The sequence below is a fragment of the Allobosea sp. LjRoot9 genome (assembly GCF_964252745.1).
Taxonomy (GTDB): Bacteria; Pseudomonadota; Alphaproteobacteria; order Rhizobiales; family Beijerinckiaceae; genus Allobosea.
In genome coordinates, this window is the sequence record NZ_CAXUPC020000001.1 from 1513871 (window position 1) to 1535077 (window position 21207).

The 21207-nt window shown below is 68.4% G+C and carries 2 protein-coding genes; both read left to right on the forward strand.

Features of this window, described 5'->3' with window-relative positions; translation table 11 throughout:
* Positions 1-363 precede the first annotated feature (363 nt).
* The gene (locus tag ACSQ3P_RS07075; RefSeq protein WP_436164858.1) at positions 364-19521 is read left to right on the forward strand and encodes a leukotoxin LktA family filamentous adhesin; all 19158 of its coding nucleotides are present in this window, start codon (positions 364-366) and stop codon (positions 19519-19521) included.
* On the forward strand, positions 19518-21179 hold the full coding sequence (locus tag ACSQ3P_RS07080) for a ShlB/FhaC/HecB family hemolysin secretion/activation protein (RefSeq protein ID WP_436164859.1): 1662 nt from the start codon (positions 19518-19520) through the stop codon (positions 21177-21179). The genes ACSQ3P_RS07075 and ACSQ3P_RS07080 overlap by 4 nt, the downstream gene beginning before the upstream one ends.
* Positions 21180-21207 lie beyond the last annotated feature (28 nt).

Consider the following 21207-nt stretch of genomic DNA (forward strand, 5'->3'; position numbering starts at 1 on the left):
CCGGCCGCGCGCTAACCACGATGGCGGTTTTCCGCCATTAGGCGCCTGCTGCACGCGTGATGTGAACTGTGGTTCGCAATGCATTCATCCTCCACTGACGCAAGGACAAGCGGCCTCTGGTAGTGAGTCGTTAAGCCTGATCCAGGGGGGAAACGGGCATTCGGAGACCGGCGCGATCCGCGCCGGCATTCGAGCGCCAGCATCTCGACTCGGAATCCGGCGAAACAACACCGTCTTGCCGGACGGGCCGAGGCTTCCGCGTTGCGCTCACTACGCCCCAAGACCACACGCCGTCGCTCCGCTTCGCCGCGGCTGCCGCACGTCATGCTCCCGACGCTGTCGCCCGCGGTCCGGCCCAGGTCCGTGCCTGTTAAGTCCGTGCTGGCGAATTTGCGCCAGCGTTGCCTGGTCGGCCAGGCCATGGCGCTGGTGCTGTGGAACGCTCCGGCCTTCGCGCAGAACATGATCACGCCCGACGGGCGGACACAGACCAATGTCTCCGTCAGCGGCGCGACCACGACGATCACCACCCAGACGGTGTCCGGCAATGCCGGCTACAACTCGTTCTCGCGCTTCGAGCAGGCGGGCGGCACGACCGTCAACATGCACCTGCCGCAGAATACCGGCGCGCTGGTCAATATCGTCCGCAACGGCCCCGTTGTCGTCAACGGCATTCTGAATTCCTACAAGAACGGCCAGATCGGCGGGCACGTCTACTTCTCGGACTCCGCCGGCTTCACGGTCGGGCCGTCCGGGGTGATCAACACCGGACAGCTGACCGTCAACACGCCGACGCGCGACTTCCTCGATCAGGTGATCGGCCCCAACGGCGTCGTCAACGAGACGATGGCGGCGAGGCTGAGGGCCAACGACATTCCGATCTCGCCCGACGGCGCGATCTCGATCGAGGGCCGTATCAACGCCAAACGCGGCGTGACGCTGTACGGCAGCTCCGTCAGCGTCGCTGGGCAGATCACGGCCAATGCCGCTCCCGTCGATATCGGCGAACGCAGGCGGCGTCACCAGAACGCCTTCGCGGCCAGCGTCAACACCTCCGGCGTCCGCCATGGCGGCGCGATGGTGGCGCGGCGCGGCGGCGGCATCGAGATCGTCGCGGCGGGCACGGCGAGCATTTCGGGCTCCCTGAGCGCCAATGCGACGGCACGGCGCTCCGCCGGCTCGATCATCGTGCGCTCCGGCCGAGGCACGACGATCACCCAGACGGCGCGGCTGAGCGCACAGGGGGCAGCGCCCTCGGCCAGGCTTTCGCAGGGCAGCGCCACAGCGGGCCAGGCTGCCGTCAACACCGGCGACGGCGGCAAGATCTCGATCACCTCCGACGCCGCGATCTCGATTGCCGGCGGAGCGCGCTTTGAGGCCAGCGCGGCGCAAGGCGTCGCCGGCAAGGGCGGCGAGATCAAGGTCTTCGCCGGGACCAATCTCGATGTCGAGAGTGGCGCGATCTTCAGGGGCAAGGGCGGCCTGACCGGCGATGGCGGCTTCACCGAACTCAGCGCGACGAAGACGGTCACGCTGGGCGCGGTCGATGTCGATCTTTCCTCCCGCTCGGGCAAGGCCGGCCTGCTCTATATCGACCCGACAGACCTGATCATCGGGACCGGCGGCAGCGCCAGCATGATCACCAACGGCACGGATGTGTCGCTGCAGGCGACCAACAGCATCACGATCGCCGCCGACGGCGTCATCGACACGCGCCAGTTCAACCGTTCCGCCAATGGCGGCGTGCTCTCGGCCTCCAATCCCTCGACCGGCAATTCCGGCGCAATTCTGCTGACCTCCCCAAATGTCAGCGTGTTTGGCTCGCTGCTCGCCGGCGTCAGCACGGGCAGCGCCTATACCGCCGGCGATGTCACGCTCGACGCGACGACATCGGACATCCGGATCGCCGGCATGGCCAGCGCGACCTCGACCATCGACATTCACGGCACGATCACGGGACGAGACATTTCGCTGAAGGCGGACGCGACCGCCGTCGCCTCCTATGTCGATCCCTCTGCCGGGCCGCTGCTGGCACTGGCGGCGCAAAGCGTGGGCGGCATCCTCTTTGGCCTGAACGGCGGTTATGTCGGCAGCCAGGTGCTGAGCCGCATCCGTGTCGTCGACGGCGCGACGATCGAGGCGACGCGCGACGTCACCATCTCCGCCAAGGCCCGGCAGGAGGCCTCGCTGCCTGCGATCACGCTGAGCGGCGGAAACCCGTTCGCGGCGGCGGTGTCGATCGGCGAGATCATGGGAACGGTCACCGCCGACGTCGCGTCGGGCGCGACGATCAAGGTCGGCCGCAACCTCGCCGTCAACGCCGAGAACGACGTCAAACTCGCTGTCTCGGCCATCTCGATCTCGGTCGGCACCGGCCTGGTCGCAGCGACCGTCGCCTATGGCTATGTCGATGTCACCACCGCCGCGAAGGTCCACTCCGGCGCGACGGTCACCGCGGGGGCGACCAGCGGCTTCGGAACCGTCAGCGTCACGGCCAAGAACACCAATTCCTTCTCGACCTCCTCGACGGCCGTGGCGGCCTCGGGTGGCGTCGCCGGCATCGCCGTCGCCTATTCCGACTACAAGGCGGAGGCCGATGCGCTGCTCGGCGCCTCGCTTGGAACCAGCGCCGACAAGGTCCAGAACGTCACGGTCCAGGCCCTTTCGGACACGACGAAGAACGCCACGAGTTCATCGGCGACGACTGGCGACAACATCATCTTCAATGCCGGACCGGCCGGAAGCACCGTCTCGAACTTGCTCAGCCAACTCTTCGGGAAGCTGTCGAGCGCCTCCTCGAGCGTGCCGATCAAGGTCGGCAGCGCCGTCACCATCGCCAGCAGCGACCTGAGCGCCACGGCCGCGATTGCAGCCGACTCGGGCGATACGCCGCCGACGATCTATGCCTCGGGCGATGTCGTGGTGGCGAGCCGGCAACGCGATTTCGGCGTGCGCCTGATCGCCGACAGCTCGACCAATTCCAACTCGAAGGACCCGACCGCGAGCAATCCCGAGGCGCAGGTCTCGCTCTCCTTCGGTATCGCCGTCGGCAACTACGCCCATAGCTCGACCGCCTCGGTGGGTTCCGGGGTGACGATCAACGCCAACCACATCGGCGTCGCTGCGCTCAGCGAGAACCCCATTTCCAACACCTGGACGAACTGGTCCGGGCTCGGCGAGGTCTTCTCGCACATCAATGGCAATCTCGGCATCGTCAACAATATCCTGACGAGCTATGCCAACGCCGCCTCGCAGTCGAACGATCTGGGGCTCGCCGGCGCTGTCGACTATTTCCGCGTCAGCAACGACACCTCGGCCTATATCGCCAGCGGCGCGACGCTGAACCAGACCTCGGCGATGGGCGCCTGGTCGACGACGCTTTCCGGCAACTACCTGCAGAACTGGGCGAGCGCCGTCACCATCACGGCCGATACGGACCAGCACTCGGTCGATGTCGGCGGCAATTTCGGCTTTACCGGCGGTGTCAATGGCGGCTCCGGCTCGGCAGTCGGCGGTTCGCTGATCGATATCGGGCGCAGCAGCAAGACCGTCGCGGCGGTCGCCGCCGGCGCGACGATCACGGCGACCGACCTCGCGGTAACCGCCAACACCTCCGATATACTATTCGCGATCGCGACCACCTCCGGGCGCTCGGCCGGCACGATCGCGCTGAACGGCATCGTCTCGGTCTCGGGCATTCACAACCAGACGCTGGCCTCGATCAGCAACAGAGCGATCGTCACCGCCAATTCGATCTCGGTCAAAGCCGAGCAGTCCGTCTCCGTCTTCGCGCTCAGCGGCGGCATCGTGCTCGGCGGCGGCAATGGCATCGGCGTCTCGGTGGCAGTGCTGGATGCGGGCTCGGTCACGCGCGCCTATGTCGGCGACAATTCCGACGATCTCACGGATGGCCGGCTCGCCGGCACAGCGCCGCAGGGGCTGATCACGGCAGCTTCGCTCGCTGTCGAGGCGGCGACGACCGGGCGGATCACGGCGGCCGCCGTCGCCGCGGCTGCCGCCGACGGCGCTGTCGCCACGACCCTGCCGCCGGGCACGAGCGAGGCGATCCGGAAAATCTCCGACAGCTTCAACAAGCAGTCCGGCAGCGGCCCCAGCCTCTCGGCGGCGGGCGCATCGGCCGTCGCGCTGACGACAATGGGCACCTCGGCCTGGATCGACGGCGCCCGGCTGCAGAAGAAGGACAATGCCGGACTGACCACTTCGGTCAGGGCCGTGAACTCGACGATCATCGAGGTCGGCGCCGGCGCGGCCGCCGCCAATCTCGCCAACACCTCGGGCGCAAGCGGCGCCATCGCCGGGGCCGTCGCCATCGGCGTCCTCGACAACAGCACCGACGCGCAGATCACCGGATCGAGCCTGACCGGCGCCTACGACACCTCCGTCCAAGCCATCGCCGGCGGCCGCGCGACGATCGTCGGCGTGAGCATCGGCGTCTCGGCCGGCGGCAGCGGCGCGGCTGCGATCTCCGCGGCGGTCGGGCTCGTCACCAGCCGGGTTCAGGCCTCGATCGCCAACTCTGCCATCACCGGGGATGCCGCCACTTCGGTCTCGAAACTCGCCAGCGTCAACGCCTATCAGACCACCGATATCGGCATCGGCGGCGGCGCGGCCTATCTCGGCGGGCAGTCCGGCATCGGGCTCTCGTTGAGCTATGCCGAGATCGGCGATCCGAGCGGGCAGGACGCGGTCAGCGCGACCATCCGCAACTCGAGCTTCGTCAATCTCAACGGCCTGAACGTCGTCGCCTCGAATTCAAGCCGTATCGCCTCGGGGGCCGCCACGGTCGGCCTCGGCGGCAACGGCCTGGCTGGCGCCTTCGTCTTCAACAAGGTCACGCCGACGACGCGGGCCGAGATCACTGGCACGGCCGGAGCGCCGTCGACCATCACGATCGGCGGCGACGTCGTCGTCACCGCCGACAGCAGCCGCGATACGACCTTCGACGCCATCATCTCCGGCCGCCAGACTTTCTCCCAGGCCGACGCGGCCCAGGTCCAGTTCGACGGTTCCGTCGCCAATGGCGGCGACCCCAACCCGAACGGCGCCGCGATCGTCGCCATCACCGGCATGGTGCAAGTCGGGCGCAACAATGTCGGCATCTCCTTTCTCAGCAACGAGGTGGCGCAGTCGCATATCGCGACGATCGACAACGTCATCCTGACCGCGACCGGCGATGTCTCGGTGCGGGCGCAGGATGGCGCCAGCATCACCGGCGTCGCGGTCGGGCTCGGCGGGGCCACCGGCCAGTTCGCCGGCGTCGCCTCAGTCGCCTTGCAATCGGTCGACAACGTCGTGCACGCCGGCATCACCGGCACGGGCACGATCGTCACGGCCCGAGACGTACGGCTGAACGGCAGCACGACCGCGACCATCCGCGGCAGCGCCGGCTCGCTCGGCCTCGGCTTCGGCTCGGCCGCGCTCGGCCTCTCCGTCGTCGAGAACAGCATTGAAAACACGGTCAGTTCGACGATCGAGGATGCGCGGCTGCGCGCCTCGCGCGACCTGCTGGTCCAGAGCCAGTCGGCCGGCACGATCTCGACCTTGTCGATCGGCATCGCGATCTCGCGCCAGGTCGGCCTTGCCGGCTCGGTCGCCACCAGTAGCGTCGCGACCGACGTCGCCGCGACCGTGAAGCGCGCCGACATCATCGCCGAGAACAATGTCGGCGTGATCGCGACCAATCATGACGGCATCGCGGTCTCGGCGGGCGCGCTCGGCGCGGCCGGCGGCTCGCCCAGCGTCGCCGGCGGCCTCTCGATCGTGAGCAACACGATCGGCGGCAGCACCGTCGCCTCGATCAGCGAGAGCAGCTCGGTCGATGCGCGCGTCAACGGCACCGGGTCGCTCAGCTTCGCCAGCGGCGCGGTCGTCAGCCCGCCGAGCCTGTCCAGCCCGACCGGCCCCTCGACCACCCTGCCCGACCTGGCGATGGCCCAGCGCAGCCTGCGCGGGCTGGCCGTGATCGCGACCTCGCAGCAGGCTGTGATGGCCAACGCCGTGACCGCAGGCATCGCGGTCTACCCGATCAGCGGCGCGGTCGGCTATGTCACCATTCGTAACTCGCTCGGCGGAACCACCTCGGCCACGATCGACGGCAGCACGATCGACACGCGGCTGAACGGCGGCCAGAACCCGACCGCGATCGTGGTCGACGCCGCCAGTCATTCCTATGCCGGCAGCTACATCGTCGTCGGCGCGATCGGCGGCGCGGCCGGCGCCGGCGCCGACGCGCAGACCACGCTGAAGCGCCAGACCAGCGCCGCGCTGACGAACTCGACCACGGGCACGATCGCGACCAGCCAGGCCGGGCTCGGCGGCGTCGGCGCAGTCGAGGTCGCGGCGGTGTCCTCGCAAGCCTCGACCGGCAAGACGATCGGCTTTTCCGCCGGCGTCGCCGGCGCGGCGGCGACGGGCCTCGTCAACAGCTTCGAGGCGGTCACGACCGCGACTATCGACCAGGGCATCCTCAACGCGGCCTCGCTGCGCGTCACCGCCGACAGCACGAACGGCTTCTACGGTGTCGCCGGCGTCGGCTCCGGCGGCGGCGTCGCGCTTGGCAGCGCCTTCGTCGTGGCCCGCAGCCAGAGCACCACGCTGGCGACGATCGGCGGCGGCGCCAATGTCACGACGCTCAACCTGAACGGCCGGCTCGACGTGCTGGCGACCAGCACCAACAGCTTCACCGCGCTGGCGGCCGGCGGCTCTGCCGCGGGCCTGGTCGGCATCGCCGGTATGGTCAACCTGATCGACGTCGCCAACACGACGCGAGCCGGGCTCTACGGTGTCACCTCAAGGCAGGCGCCGACGCCGATCCAGAACCTGGCCGGCCAGAGCATCGACGGCTCGCTCAACGTCATCGCACGCGAGACCACGACGATCACGCCGGAGACGGGCGTGGCCGCCATCGGCGGCGCCGGCGTCGGCCTCGGTTCCGCAACCAATGTCGCCAGCCTCGACTCGAGCGTGCTCGCCGACCTCTCCGGCAGCACGATCTCGACGACCGGCGCGGTCGTGGTCCAGGCGGTGAGCGACCGCAGCGTCGACGCCAACGCCTTCACCATCGGCCAGGGCGGCTCGATCGGGCTCGGCGCGGCCGTCAACGTCATTTCGGTCGGCACGGGCGCGCCGGCCGGCGCGGATCTCAATATCAACGGCGACGGCACGCTCTCGCGCGTCAACCAGCTCACCGCCGTCGATCCCGGCTTCATGCTGAGCACCAGCGGGCTTGCGACCTATCGCACCCTGCGCGGCGCCTATGCGTCCGGCGCGACCGACGATCAGCTGCGCACCACAGCCAATGCCGAATATCTGGCGCTGATCCAGAACGGCACCGTCGTCAACGGCGTGCTGACGCTGACCGCCAGCGGCGTGCAGGCGCTGCGCTCCAACGCCGCCATCGCGCTCTTCCTGCCGACCGCGACCGACAGCCAAGTCCGCGACTATGCAGCGGCGCGCTACACCGTGCTGCAGGCGGCCAAGCTGCAATATGTCATCGGCGACGCCGGTCTGAACTCCTATCGGCAGGTTCTCGAGGTTGCGACGCCGAACCTGACCGACGCGCAGGTCAAGATCGCCGCCGACGCAGCCTATGCCACGCTGCTCGCCAATGGCGTCCCGGTGAACGGGCTCTACTCGCTGCGCGGCTCGGGCGCGGCCGTCTATCAGGCCGCCGCCGACGCCGAGCTCGGCCGTACTGCGACCTTCAGCGAAGTGAGTGCATACGCCGCCTCGCAATATGCCTGGTTCACCAGCAACCGCGCCCGCACCGCGACGCCGAGCGCGATCAGCGCCACGGCCCTGCTCGATTCGAGCGGCGCGCAGACCGGCGCGACCGCGCTCGGCGGGTCGATCACGGCGACTTCGGTCTCGGTCACCTCGACCTCGAAGACCTCGACCGAGAACACCGCGCTCGGCATCGGCGTCGGCGGCATCGGCGTCGGCGCGGCACTCGGCTACACCACGGTCGCCGACAATGTCAGCGCCCGGCTCGACCAGGCGACGGTGACGACGGGCTCAATCACGGTCAATGCCTCGGCCATCGATGGCGCCGGGGGCGTGGCGTCCAGGGTCGACGTCAGGGCCGGCGCGGGTTCGGGCACGGCTTCCGCCGGCGCGGCGGTGGCGCAAGGCGCGGTTTCGAACACGCTCACCGCCAGGCTCGGCGGCACGCTCACGGTCACCGGCGCGACGACGGTCAGCACGACGGCGACGCAAGGCTCGCGCGCCGATGCGCTCGGCGCGGCGGCGGCGGGCGGCGGCGCGCTCGGCATCTCGATCGCCAATAGCAGCCTCGACGGCACGGCGACGTCGAACGTCGCGGCCAACACCACGCTCTCGGGCGGAACATCGCTCACGGTCGATGCCAGCAGCGCCGGCATCTCCTATGCCTCGGCGACCGCCGGCGCAGGTGGCTTGCTGGTCGCCGGCACTGGCGCAGACGCGCGCGCCAGCGATTCCTCGCGCGTCGAGGCCCATCTCGGCGACAACGCCAGCGTCAATGTCGGGACCGGGGCGATCCGCGTGACCGCGACAGCGACGCCCGACGCCAAGGCCGCCGCCTATGGCGTCTCGGTGACGGGCGGGCTCGCCGTAGGCGCTGCGATCTCGCGCGCCACCACCAACCAGACCGTGATCGCAGCGATGGATGGCGGAGCCGCCGCCCAGCGCGCGCTCACCGCCGGCAGCCTCTCGATCCTGGCCACCAGCACGATCTTCGGCACGCCCGTGACCTCGATCGGCGGCTCGCCGGGCGCGACCAGCACGTTCAGCCGCGGCGGCACCGGAGCCGCCGCCTGGTCCTTCTCCGGCTCTGGATCCTACTATGCCAGCGCCGTCGGCTCGGACGCGCAGGCCGTCAACACCTCCACGGTCACCGCCTCGGCGGGCAATAATGTCCGGCTGCCGGCCGGCACCGTCGCAATCAACGCGACCAACACGACGCGCCAGATCGCCTCGGCGACCGGCTTCTCGATCGCCGGCAAATACTCGATCGGCGCCGTGCTGGCCAAGGCGAGCTCGACGGCGACGACGAGCGCGACGCTCGGCGACGACGCCCGCCTGCTGGGCAACAGCGCGACGAGCTTCAGCCTGATTGCAGCCGGCAGCGACACGCAGATCGCCAGCGCCACATCGGGCAGCGGCGGATTGATCTCCGGTGCCGGCGCCTCGGCCGATACCGCCAACACCGCCACGGTCACGGCCAGCATCGGCGCGCGTACGCAGATCGGCGCCAACACCATCCTGGTCAATGCGAGCCACACCGACCAATACGCCAACCGGGTCGATGCGACGCAGGCGGCCGCGCTGGGCGCCAGCGCCTCGCTGGCCAGCCACGACGCGACCTCCCATGTGAAGGTCGACATCGGCGCGTCTGCCGTCTTCGTTGCGCTCGGCAACGGTACCTCCGGCTGCTACGTCACCACCTGCGTCCAGGGCATCGAGCTCGAGAGCCGCAACATCTTCACCCAGCTCGCGCTCGGCGACACGATCAGCGCCGGCGCGGGCGGCGGCATCAACGGCGTCGGCGCGAAATCGACGACTGACGTGGACGGCTGGTCGAAGGTCGTGATCGGCGACAACGCCAACTTCACCAGCGGCGGCAGCGCGGTCTCCTCGCCCGGTCCGATCGCGATCCAGGCGATCACCGAACTCACCGCCAACGACACGGTGACGCTGACCACCGGCGGTGCGCTGCAGGGCGCCGGCGTCACCTCGCAATACCGCGCCCGCGATGTCGACAACGAGGTCACGCTCGGGACGGGCGTCACGCTGACCTCCTCCGGCACGATCAATATCGGCACCTACACCACCGCGACGGTCAAGACGAACGCGCTCGTCACCACCTATGGCCTCGCCGCCGTCGGCGTCGCCGAGGCCGATACCGACATCATCACCAACCAGACCGTCACGATCGGCGCCAACAGCACGCTGACCGGCCTCGACAACGTCAACGTCACCGCCGGGCGCGACGCCTCGGGCCTGTTCATGACCTCGATCCTGGGCGACGCCACGGCGATCGGCTATGTGCGCGGCGTGATCGCGGTGCCCGATGCCGATGCCTCGACCGACCTGCAGAACCGGGCGCGGCTAAACATCAACACCGGGGCGGCGCTGCTCAGCGCCCAGAACGTCACGCTCGGCGCCTATAACGGCACGGTGACGCCCAATGCCGACGGCGCCGGCCACGGCTTCCAGCTCTATTTCATCCCGGTGACGCAGCGCGACGAGAGCCCGGGCGCCTCGGCGACCTCGACGGTGGTGATGAACGGTCGCGCCGTCGGCGGCGTGTTCCACGAGCAGGAGATCATCATCGGCTGCGGCACCGGTGGGTTGTCGATCTGCGACCTCGGCGCCACGCCGACCGTCTATGTGAAGGCCGGCGGCGCGCCGGTCGTGGTCAGCCGCGACGACGCGTTCGATGCGGTGGCCTATGTCCGCGCCAACTACACCACGACCAACGGCACGATCGACGACACCGCCGTCGCCGACACGCTGGTCGGCGGCGTCTCCTCGGGGCTGGTGCGGGCCTACCGGATCAGCCAGCTCTATGCGGCCGGCGGCAACGTCTTCGTCAATGGCGACACCATCCAGGGCAATGGCACGCTGACCGCCAATGGCGGGCCGACCATCAAGGTCGTCAACAACAGCGCCGCCTATATGATCCTCGACGCCGGCGCCTATATCCCCGACCTCTCGACCGGGCAGATCCTGTTCACCGGCGCAGCCCAGGGCCAGGCCGGGCTGACCCAAACCAGGTTCAATGCCAACGGCACGGCCAGCGTCATCATCAACAACGCCTATACCCGCGACGATATCGGCGGCTACGGGCCGGCGCTGATGATCGCCGGCGACATCAGCAATCTCGGCGGCCTGGTCTCGATCAACAACACGCAGGGCTCATTCGGCTTCTCAGGCCAGCGCATCGACTCGCTGCAGTTCAACGTTACGGTGCCGAACGGCGCCGTCGCGATCTCTTCGAACGGCCCCAACGGCATGTACAATGCCGGCGCCTCGCCGCAGGCCGAGTGGAATTCCGCGATCACCTATCCCGGCGGCGCGCCCGGGACGGCGTCCCAGAACTATGTGATCAACGACACGATCAACGCGATCGGCAACACCCTGTATTTCGGCTCCGGCGGCAGCCTGAACTACAATCTCTATCATCGGATCGAGGATGGCGGGGATCCGGGGATGCGCTACAGCACCATCCTCTACGGCAACTGCATCGGCTATGGCGCGACCGGCTATAACTGCCAGGGCGGCTATGATTTCGGCAACGGCATCTACTTCGCCCAGATCCCGATCGTACCGAAATATTACCAGCCCCAGAACGTCCAGGCGCAGGGCGGCGGCACGCAGATCTACGGCGCACAGGTCGCGATCAAGGCCACGATCATCAACGTCAACGCCTCGATCGAGGCCGGGCGCGTCACCAACCAGTCGGTCGTTCTGAGCGAGAACCTGATCCAGGCGCTCGGCTTCGCGATCTTCAACTACAACACCTATGGCTACGGCGCGCCCGTGGTCGATCTCACCAACGATACGCGCCTGATCAATTACGGCAGCGCGGCCGGCTCCTACAGCGTCCTCCACAGCGGCGACAAGCTGATCCCCGTCAGCTACGACATCCGCACCGGCCAGCTCAACATCAGCGACGTCAACGCCTCCTCGGGCGGCGGCTCGGTCCTGCTCGACGGCCAGATCATCAGCACGAACACGCTCGGCCGCATCAAGATCAATGGCGGCTTCGGCCATGTCGACATCGTCAACAACAGCGGCCTGGAGCTCGTTACCAACCGCATCAACACCGGCACGGCCAGCGGCGCCAACGCCAGCGTCAGCAAGATCACGATCGTCGACCGGCTGATCCAGAACGGGCCGAACACGACCGTCTACGCCTATACGCCGGGCTCCGGCATCGCGATCTACAAGACCGTGAACGGCGCGCAACCGATCCTGAGCGGCGTCGGCGCCACGACGCCTTTCTCCTTCATCGCCGGCGACACCACGAGCTACAACCCCGTCGCGGGCACGCGCTATGAGTGGACGCAGCAGCTATGGGTCCACAAGGACGGCCTCACCATCAACGATCCGAATGCGCAGGGCGTCTGGCGCTATAATTCGGGCTCGGCCAACAATCCGTGGCAGTTTGTTGCGGCTCCGGCCACCGGCATCTGGGGCGACGGCACCTCGTCGGGCCCCGACTATTGGAACGTGACGAGCACGGCACAAGGCCGCCTCACCAATAACCAGTACTACTACATCAGCGACCCTGTCTTCTTCGAGACGCTACAGGGCGGCGTCACGCAGGTCGCCAACGCAATGCAGGGTTACGAACACTGCAACGGCGGCAATCCGAGCCTCTGCAGCCGCGATTTCCGCCAGGTGCCCGGCTCGACCGACAACACCTACTGGAACTACAACTACGTCATCGACGCCTGGCTTCAGGTGACGGCCTCGGTAAAGGCCGACAACCCCTTCGCCGTCAGCTTCGCCGGCAATGCGAGCGGCCAGCTCAACATCACCTCGAACACGTCGATCCGTCAGCAAGGCAATATCATCAACCCGAGCGGCGCAACGACGATCACGGCCTCGGTCGGCAGCTTCACCCAGGCGCCCAATGTTTCGATCCTCAGCAACCACCTGACCCTGACCGGGCGCGATTCCGTCGGCACGGTCGCCGCGCCAATCCAGGCGACGCTGACGGCGGGCGCGGCCGTGGCCGCCTATTCCGGGGCCGGCGGCATCAACCTCAACATCGATTCCGACGCCAAGATCTGGCGCCTCAACGCCGATCTCGACGCCGCCTCCGGCCGCTATGGCGACATCAATCTCCGCGCCACCGGCGGGCTCGAGGTCGCAAGCTGGGCCGATCCGAACTACACCCATCTGCTCGGCAACAACATCACGATCAGCAGCCAGAACGGCACCGTCGGCGGCATCAACACGCCGCTGCGCATCCAGGCCATGGCGACGACGCTGGCCAATGGCAGCCAGACCGGCGGCGTGGTCAACATCTCGGCACAGGGCGATATCGGCATCAAGCAGCTCTCGGGCAATCTGCGCGTCGGGCTGATCTCCAGCACCGGCGGCAATGTCCGCGTCGACGTCGTCGACGGCACGCTCAAGGCCGCCAATGCCCAGACCGCGGCGCAGTCGCTCTCGACCGAGCAGCTCTCGACGATCAAGAGCAAGCTCAAGCTGACCCAGGCCGACGGCGCCGACGCCGCGGCGCTCGCCAGCGTCGCCGTGTTCGAGCGCAACGTCACCCAGACCTACGCGCTCTATTCCAGCCTGATACGCAACGGCAGCGTCACCAACGGCGTCTTCACGCTCGACGCCGCCGCCACCGCGCTCTACCAGCCGCTCGCCGACGCCGCCGGGATGAGCGTCCCGGCCTATGTGGCGGACCGTTATGCGAGCTACGCCAGCGTATTCGAGAAGGCCTATGGCGCGAGCTGGAGCACGCTGGCGCGCTTCCAGGAAAACACACTCGAGAGCAATTTCAGCTTCACCACCGCCTCGCCGGGCGCCGTGAGCGGGCTCGCCTCCTCCATCACCGCCAACGCCGTCTGGCAAACCGGCCAGCTCGTCGCCGCGATCGACCAGGCGGCGCTGCAGCCGGCCTCGGGTGTCGTCGGCAACGGCACCGCGATCATCGTCGGTCGCGACGTGAGCCTGAACATCGGCGGCAGCATCGGCTCGCTGGCGCCCGACGTCAGCGTCGGCCTCGACACAATCCGCAACGGCACGCTGACCACGAGCCAGCTCCAGGCGCTTGCAGTCGCCACCACGCCGGGGTCGGTCAAGCTCTTCGGCACGAATGGAAGCGGCCAGCGCGTCGCGGTCTCCGACATCAACGCCGTGCCCGTCGGCGTGACGCTGACCTCGGTCGACATCAGCCAGACCGCGCCGCTCTTCATCAGCGCGACCGGTACATTCTCCGGCACGGCCCAGGGCGACATCTATGTCCAGGCGACGACCGGCGCGCAGTCGGGCGGCGGCTCGCTCAATATCGGACGCGTCACCGCCACCGGCGCGATCAACCTGCAGGCGCCGCAAGGGATCACCGTCGCGACCGCGCCGAACAGCACGACGCCGCTCAACGCGGTCCAGATCCAGGCCGGAACCGACCTGATCCTGACCGGAGCCGGCGGCGGCATCGGCTCGGCGGCGACGCCGCTGACCTACCAGATCGGCGGACGGCTGGTCTCGGCCTCGGCCGGCGCGGGCGACGCCTATCTCGTCGCCGCAGCCGGCAACGCCCAGATCGGCCGCATCTTCGCCTCCGGCACGGCCTCGCTCACGGCGGTCAGCGGCTCGATCCAGAGCTACCTGCCGGGCGTCGCGATCTCGGCTTCCACCATCGTGCTCAACGCGTCCGCCAATGTCGGCAGCGCCGTCACGCCATTCGCGATCCAGGCCGCCGGCGATGGCGAGGTCTCCGGCCAGGTCGGCGGCTCGGCCACGCTCTCGACGCCGACGCTCGCCAGCCAATCCGCCGTCGCGCTGCGGATCGGCGCGCTGACGGCCGCTGGTGGGCTCTCGCTCGCAGCCGATGCCGAGGTGCGGATCCTGCGCAGCCTGTCCGCGACCACCGGGCCGCTCTCCATCACGGCCGGCGCGATCAGCATGGCGAGCGGCGCGACCGCGCAATCGGGCGGGCAGATCACGCTCACCTCGCTCAGCGATGTGACGCTCGGGCGGGTCATGAGCACGCTCATCGCCCCCGCCGGCACGGCCTCCATCGCCGTTTCGGCCGCGGGAAGCATCGCCGGCAATGGCGACAGCGTCGTCAATCTCGGCGCTGGCCAGGCCGGCGGCGTGATCGCGCTCAATGCCGGCAGCGGCATCGGCAGCAGCCTGGCGCCGGTGAGCTTCGACGCACCGAGCCTGTCGGCCCGCAGCCTGCAAGGTGGCGTCTACCTCAAGACCGCCACGACAGCGCGCGTCACGGCGCTGACAGCCGATACCGGCCCCGCCAGCCTGCTCGCGGCGGGCAACCTCACGGTCGACGCCCTGACGAGCGGCGGGGCGGCAAGCGTGACCTCGACGGCCGGGATGCTGACGATCGGCACCCTCAGCTCGGGCGGAGCCACAACCCTGAGCGCGGCGAATGCGCTCGGCGTGACATCGGCGACGACGACGGCAGGCGATCTCTCTCTCGTATCGACATCCGGCGGCATCAACGCCACCACCCTGCATTCCGCCGGCGCGACCACGCTCACCGCTCCCGGTGCGATCACCGTGGCGACGTTGACCAGCGGCGGTGGCACGAATGCGACCTCGTCGAGCAGCACGCTCGCTGTCACCACGCTGACCGCAGGAGGATCGAGCACGCTCGCCGCCTCCGGCACCGTCACGCTCGGGTCGGCGCGGACCACCGCAGGCGATCTGTCCGTGTCCTCGACACTCGCCGGGATCACGGCTGCCACGCTCGATGCGGCGCGAAACGCGACGCTGACCGCAGCCGGGGCGATCTCGGTCACGACATCGCTCACCGCCGGCGCCGCCGCCTCCGTCACCTCTTCGGGCGGGGCGCTCAACCTTGCGGCCGTGACATCTGGCGGGCCCGCCACGCTCAGTGGCGGGACGACCGTCACGCTGGGGACGGTGCGGACCACCGCCGGCGATCTGGCCGTGTCCTCGACCAATGCAGGCATCACCGCGACCACGCTGGAGACGGCCGGAGCAGCCACCCTCACCGCTCCAGGCGCGATCAGCGTCGCGACACTGACCAGCGGCGGCGGCACGAGTGCGACCTCGTCGAGCAGCACGCTTGGCGTCACAACGCTCGCGGCCGGCGGAACCACGACGCTCGCAGCCTCCGGCACGGTCACGCTCGGTTCTGCGCGGACGACGACGGGAGACCTCTCGGTCTCCTCCACCACCGCCGGCATCACCGCGACCACGCTCGATGCCGATGGGGCTGTCACCCTCACCGCTCCCGGCGCCATCACCGTTGCGACCCTGACCAGCGGCAGCGGCACAACCGCGACCTCATCGGGCGGAACGCTCGATATCACCACGCTTACGGCTGGGGAGACGGCGACGCTTGCGGCCTTCGGCGCTGTCACGCTCGGCTCGGCTCAGACGACGGCCGGAGATATCCTGGCCTCCTCGACGAATGCCGGGATCACAGCCGCCACGCTCAATGCGGCCCGGAACGCGGCTCTGACCGCTGCCGGCGCGATCTCGATCACGACATCGCTGACCACCGGCGGCACGGCGTCCGTCACCTCGTCGAGCGGATCGCTCAACCTCGCGGCTGTGACATCGGGAGGCGCTGCGACGCTCAGCGGCGCGACTGCCGTCACGCTGGGAACCGTGCAGACAACAGCAGGTCACCTCTCCGTCTCCTCGACAACCGCCGGCATCACCGCAACCACGCTCGATGCGGCTGGTGCAGCGACACTCAGTGCTCCTGGCGCCATCACCGTCACGACCTTGACCAGTGGCGGCGGCACCAGTGCGACCTCGTCCGGCAGCACGCTTGGCATCGCTACGCTCACCGCTGGTGGAACGACGGCGCTTGCCGCCTTCAGCACGATCACGCTCGGCCATACGCAAACGACGGCTGGCGATCTCTCGGTCTCCTCGACGAATGCCGGCATCACCGCCGCCACGCTCGATGTAGCTCGAAACGCCGCCCTGACCGCTACTGGGACAATCTCGGTCACGACATCGTTCACCACTGGAGGCACGGCGTCCGCCACCTCGTCCGGCGGGGCGCTCGATCTCGTGGCGCTGACATCGGGCGGCACAGCCACGCTCAGCGGGGCGACTGTCGTCACGCTGGGAACCGCCCGGACGACAGCCGGCGACCTCGCTGTCTCCTCGACCAGCGGCAACATCGCCGCAACCACGCTCGATGCGGCCGGTACGGCGACACTCACCGCCCCAGGTACGATCAGCGTCACGACGCTGACCAGCGGCAGCGGCGCGAGCGCGACCTCCTCGGGCAGCACGCTCGACATCACCACGCTCACGGCTGGTGGAACAACCACGCTCGCAGCCTCCCGCGCTGTCACTCTCGGCTCCGCTCAGATCACCAGCGGCGATCTCTCCGTCTCCTCGACCACCGCCGGGATCGCGGCAGCCACGCTCGCGGTGGCTCGAAACGCTGCGCTGACCGCCGCCGGGGCGATCTCGATCACGACATCGCTGACCACCGGCGGCACGGCGTCCGTCACCTCGTCGGCCGGATCGCTCGACCTCCTGGCCATGACGTCGGGAGACACTGCGACGCTCAGCGGCGCGACCGCCGTCACGCTGGGAACGGTGCAGACGACCGCCGGCGATCTTGCCGTGTCCTCGACCAATGCGGGGATCTCGGCTGCGACCCTGGTTTCGGCCGCCGGACTCGAACTGGCGGCCTTCGGCGACATTTCCGGCACGACGCTGACAAGCGGCGACCAGGCCAGCATCCACTCGACAACGGGCAGGCTGACGATCGCGACGCTGAACGCAGGCGCGACCGCGACCTTGCAGGCCGCAGGCGCCATTGCGCTGGGCACGGCAACCACGACCGCAGGAGACCTCCTCGCGACATCGACGGGCGGCCGCCTGACCGCCACGACCATCCAGGCCTTCGGCTCGACGACCCTGAGCGCTGCCACGCTGCACATCGACACCGTCACGACCGGCGGCGACGCCACGGCCACCACCCAGCTCGGCGCCCTGGAAATCGGTTCGCTGACCAGCGGCGGCGTCACACATCTGGATGCAGCTGGCGCGCTCATCGTTTCGAGCTTGAATGCCGGCGGTGCAGCCACGCTCTCTTCGCGGAATGCGACGATAGACCTCGCGACTGCGACGACAGGCGACACCGCCGAGCTCTCGGCCGCTGGCGCGATCAGCCTGGGCACGCTTACAACGCGGGCCGGCGACATCGTGGCAACCTCCTACGCTGCCGGCATCACGGCGGCCGCGCTGGACGCGGCAGGCGCGATCGCACTCGACGCGGCAGGTGCCATCGCCGTCCAGACGGCCAGCAGCGGGAGCGGAACGAGCGCTTCGACGCGCGCCGGGTTGACGATCGGCACGCTTGCGACCGGCGGCGATGCCACGCTCACCGCTGCCAACATGCTGACCCTCACCAGCGTGACGAGCGCGGGCAACCTGTCGCTGCGCTCGACGGCAGACGGCATCACCGCGCAGACCCTGCGCGCCGATGGCCGCGCCGATCTCGTGGCGGCAGGGACCGTGACGATCAATGACCTGCGCAGCGGCGGCGGAACGACCATCTCCGGCGATGTCATCGCCCTCACCGCGCTCACAGCAGGCGAGAGCGCGAATCTGAACGGCCGCGGCACGGTCACACTCGGCAGCGTGCTGACGCAATCGGGCGATCTCTCCGTCGCATCCGAGTTCGGCACGATCCGCGCCGGAACGCTCGATGCCTCCGCCGCGCTCCTGCTGCAGGCGCCGGGCGCCATCACCGTCGGCACCGCACGCAGCGCCGGCTCCGTCACTGCCACCTCCTCGGGCGCGGGCATCGACATTCAGACGCTTGTCGCTCACGACGACGTAACGCTCACGGCCGCAGAGGCCTTGCGTTTTGAAAGCCTGACGGCAGGCGGGTCGCTCGTGCTGAATTCGACGCGCGCCGGCGTCACCATCACCACCGCGCAAGCCGGTGAGAACATCGCCATCGCCGGGCAGGCAATCAGTTTCGTTGCGCTCGATGCCGGCCGCTCCGCCAGCCTCGCCAGCACCGGCGACATCGACGGCGACACCATCGTCGCCACCGACGCGCTCCTCGCGCGGGCAGGCCTCGGCGGCAGCGGCTCGATCCGGCTCGGCGTCGGTGCGGCGCGCAACGCGGAATTCTCCGCGCCCGACGATGTCCGCCTTGGCCGCTTCGGCGCCGGTGACAGCATCACCATCCTGGGGACGGACATCGCCTCCAGCATCGTGCAGTTGCCCGGCGGCTCCGGCACTCCGCTCGTGCTCGACATCGCCGGCATGCGCGAGCGCACGGCGAGATCCGCCGCCCTGTCGATCGACGCATTGCGCTTCCGCGCCAACCGGATAGAGGTTACAGACGCTGTCATAACGACGAGCGCCAGCCGCTTCGATCTCGCCGCCAATTTCGTTCCGGGAGCTCTGCGCTTGACCACCCCCGGAATGACCGTCCTGGCCAATAATCGCAGCATCGCTCCGGTTCGCGGTTTCGATGTGCAGCTCTACCAGAAGGACCGGACCTTCTTCATCTCCGTCAACGGCAACCAATTGTCATCGAACGCCTATGTCGTGCGCTTCGACGGCAATATCGCGAATGTCGACACCGCGGATGGCGTCTCGTTGGTGCGCGACATGGCGCGGCTCGGCGTCGTCGCGCCGACGGGACCGAGCTTCGGCGACATCGCCCGCGGCTTCGTACTGGGCGCTGACGGCCGCTGGCGCAGCACCGATCCAGAGACGACCGCCAGCCTCAGTGAAGGCAGTGGTCCGCGGGTGAATCTCGACCAGTCCGGAAGCGGCGAGGCCCAGCCTTGACGAGATATCCTTGCGGGCAGCGCCGGCGCGAAGCCGCCCGCGCTGTCGCTCCGCTCCTGGCCGCCCTGCTTGGACTAGGGCTTCCGAGCCTTGCACTGGCGCAGATCGCGCCCCGCACGATCGAGACGGAAGCCGAGCGCCAGCGCCTGGAAATCGAACGCCAGACCACCCCACCGCGCCAAAGCGGCCCTGGCGTCGTGGCGCCGCCGCCCCTGCCGAAGCTGAGCTTTCCCTCGGGCGGGACGACGATCGTCCTGAAGCGCATCGACTTCGACAAATCCGCCTTCCTGAGCGAGGCGGAGCTCGATGCGCTGCGCGCCCGCTATCTTGGCCGCAAGGTCGATCTGGCCGAGATCGGGAAGCTCGTCCAGGAGGTCAACGACCTCTACTCCGAGAAAGGGCAGGTCACCGCCAGCGCCATCCTGCCGCCGCAGAAACTCGATGGCGGCGTGCTCAAGGTCGGGCTCATCGAGGGCCGCGTCGGCAAGGTCAGCGTCACCGGTACGGTTCAGACCTGGCCGTGGTATCTCCAGTCGCAGATATCCACCGTTCCGCAGAGCGTGGTCGATACGCCGACGTTGAACCGCGAGGTCTCGATCTTCAACCGCCTCAACGAGGTCCAGTTGCGGGCTCAGCTGCGGGCCGGCGGCGAGTTCGGCCTGACCGATATCGAATTGGCGGCGACCGAGCCGCCACGTAACCTCGCCCAGATCTCCTATGACAACCAGGCGGTGAAATCGACCGGCCGCTATCAGGGCGTGCTGTTCCTGAAGCATCACGGCCTGCTTGGACTAGACGACAGGCTGGTCTTCTACGGCTCGCGTTCGCGCGGCAGCATCCTCGGAAGCGGCAGCTACAGCATCCCGGTCTCGCCCTTCGGCACGCGGCTGAGCATCAGCTATACGCGCTCGGCCTTCCATATCGTGACCGGAGCAATCAAGGAGTTGCGGCCCGAGGGCATCTCGGAAAGCCGCGCGCTCAACCTCTCTCAGCCCATTTTCGCAACCGATGCGGTGCTGCTGCAGGCTGTCGCGAGCATCGGTAGCGGGATCAGCAGCAGCAAGCAGATCGACATCACGACAGCGCATAGCAGCAACACCAAGGCGTCCGGCGGACTTTCGCTCACCGTGTCGCTGCCGGGCTTCATGCACACGACCTCTCCGACGCTCTCCCGGGTCGATTTCGAAGACAAGATCGGTCAGGCCAAGCGCAATCTGACGCTCTGGACCGGAAACACCTCGACGATCCTGCGCCTGAACGACGATATCTACGCCTCGCTCATCGGCGCGTGGCAGTATACGAATGACAAGCAGCTTCCCGGCGACCAGATCTTCCAGATCGGCGGCCCGACCACGGTGCGCGGCTATCCGATCGGCGCCGCCTTCGGCGATTCAGGGTTTTACGGTCAGGCCGAGCTGCATTACGTGCTGCCCGAGCCGCTGAAGACCCTCGACGCCTTCGTCTTCCTCGATCACGGCATCACTTATGGGACAGTGCCTACGAGCATGCGCGCGACCTCCGTCGGCGCCGGCCTCGCCTGGCGGCCGACCGATTGGGCGACGCTGGAAGGCGGCATCGCGCGCCCGCTGGAGCGGGTCTCGGTGGCGCAGCGCGATCACGAGCTCTACTTCCGACTGACCTTGCGAAAGAATATCTAGATCAATAGCTTAGATCGTGACAACGAAA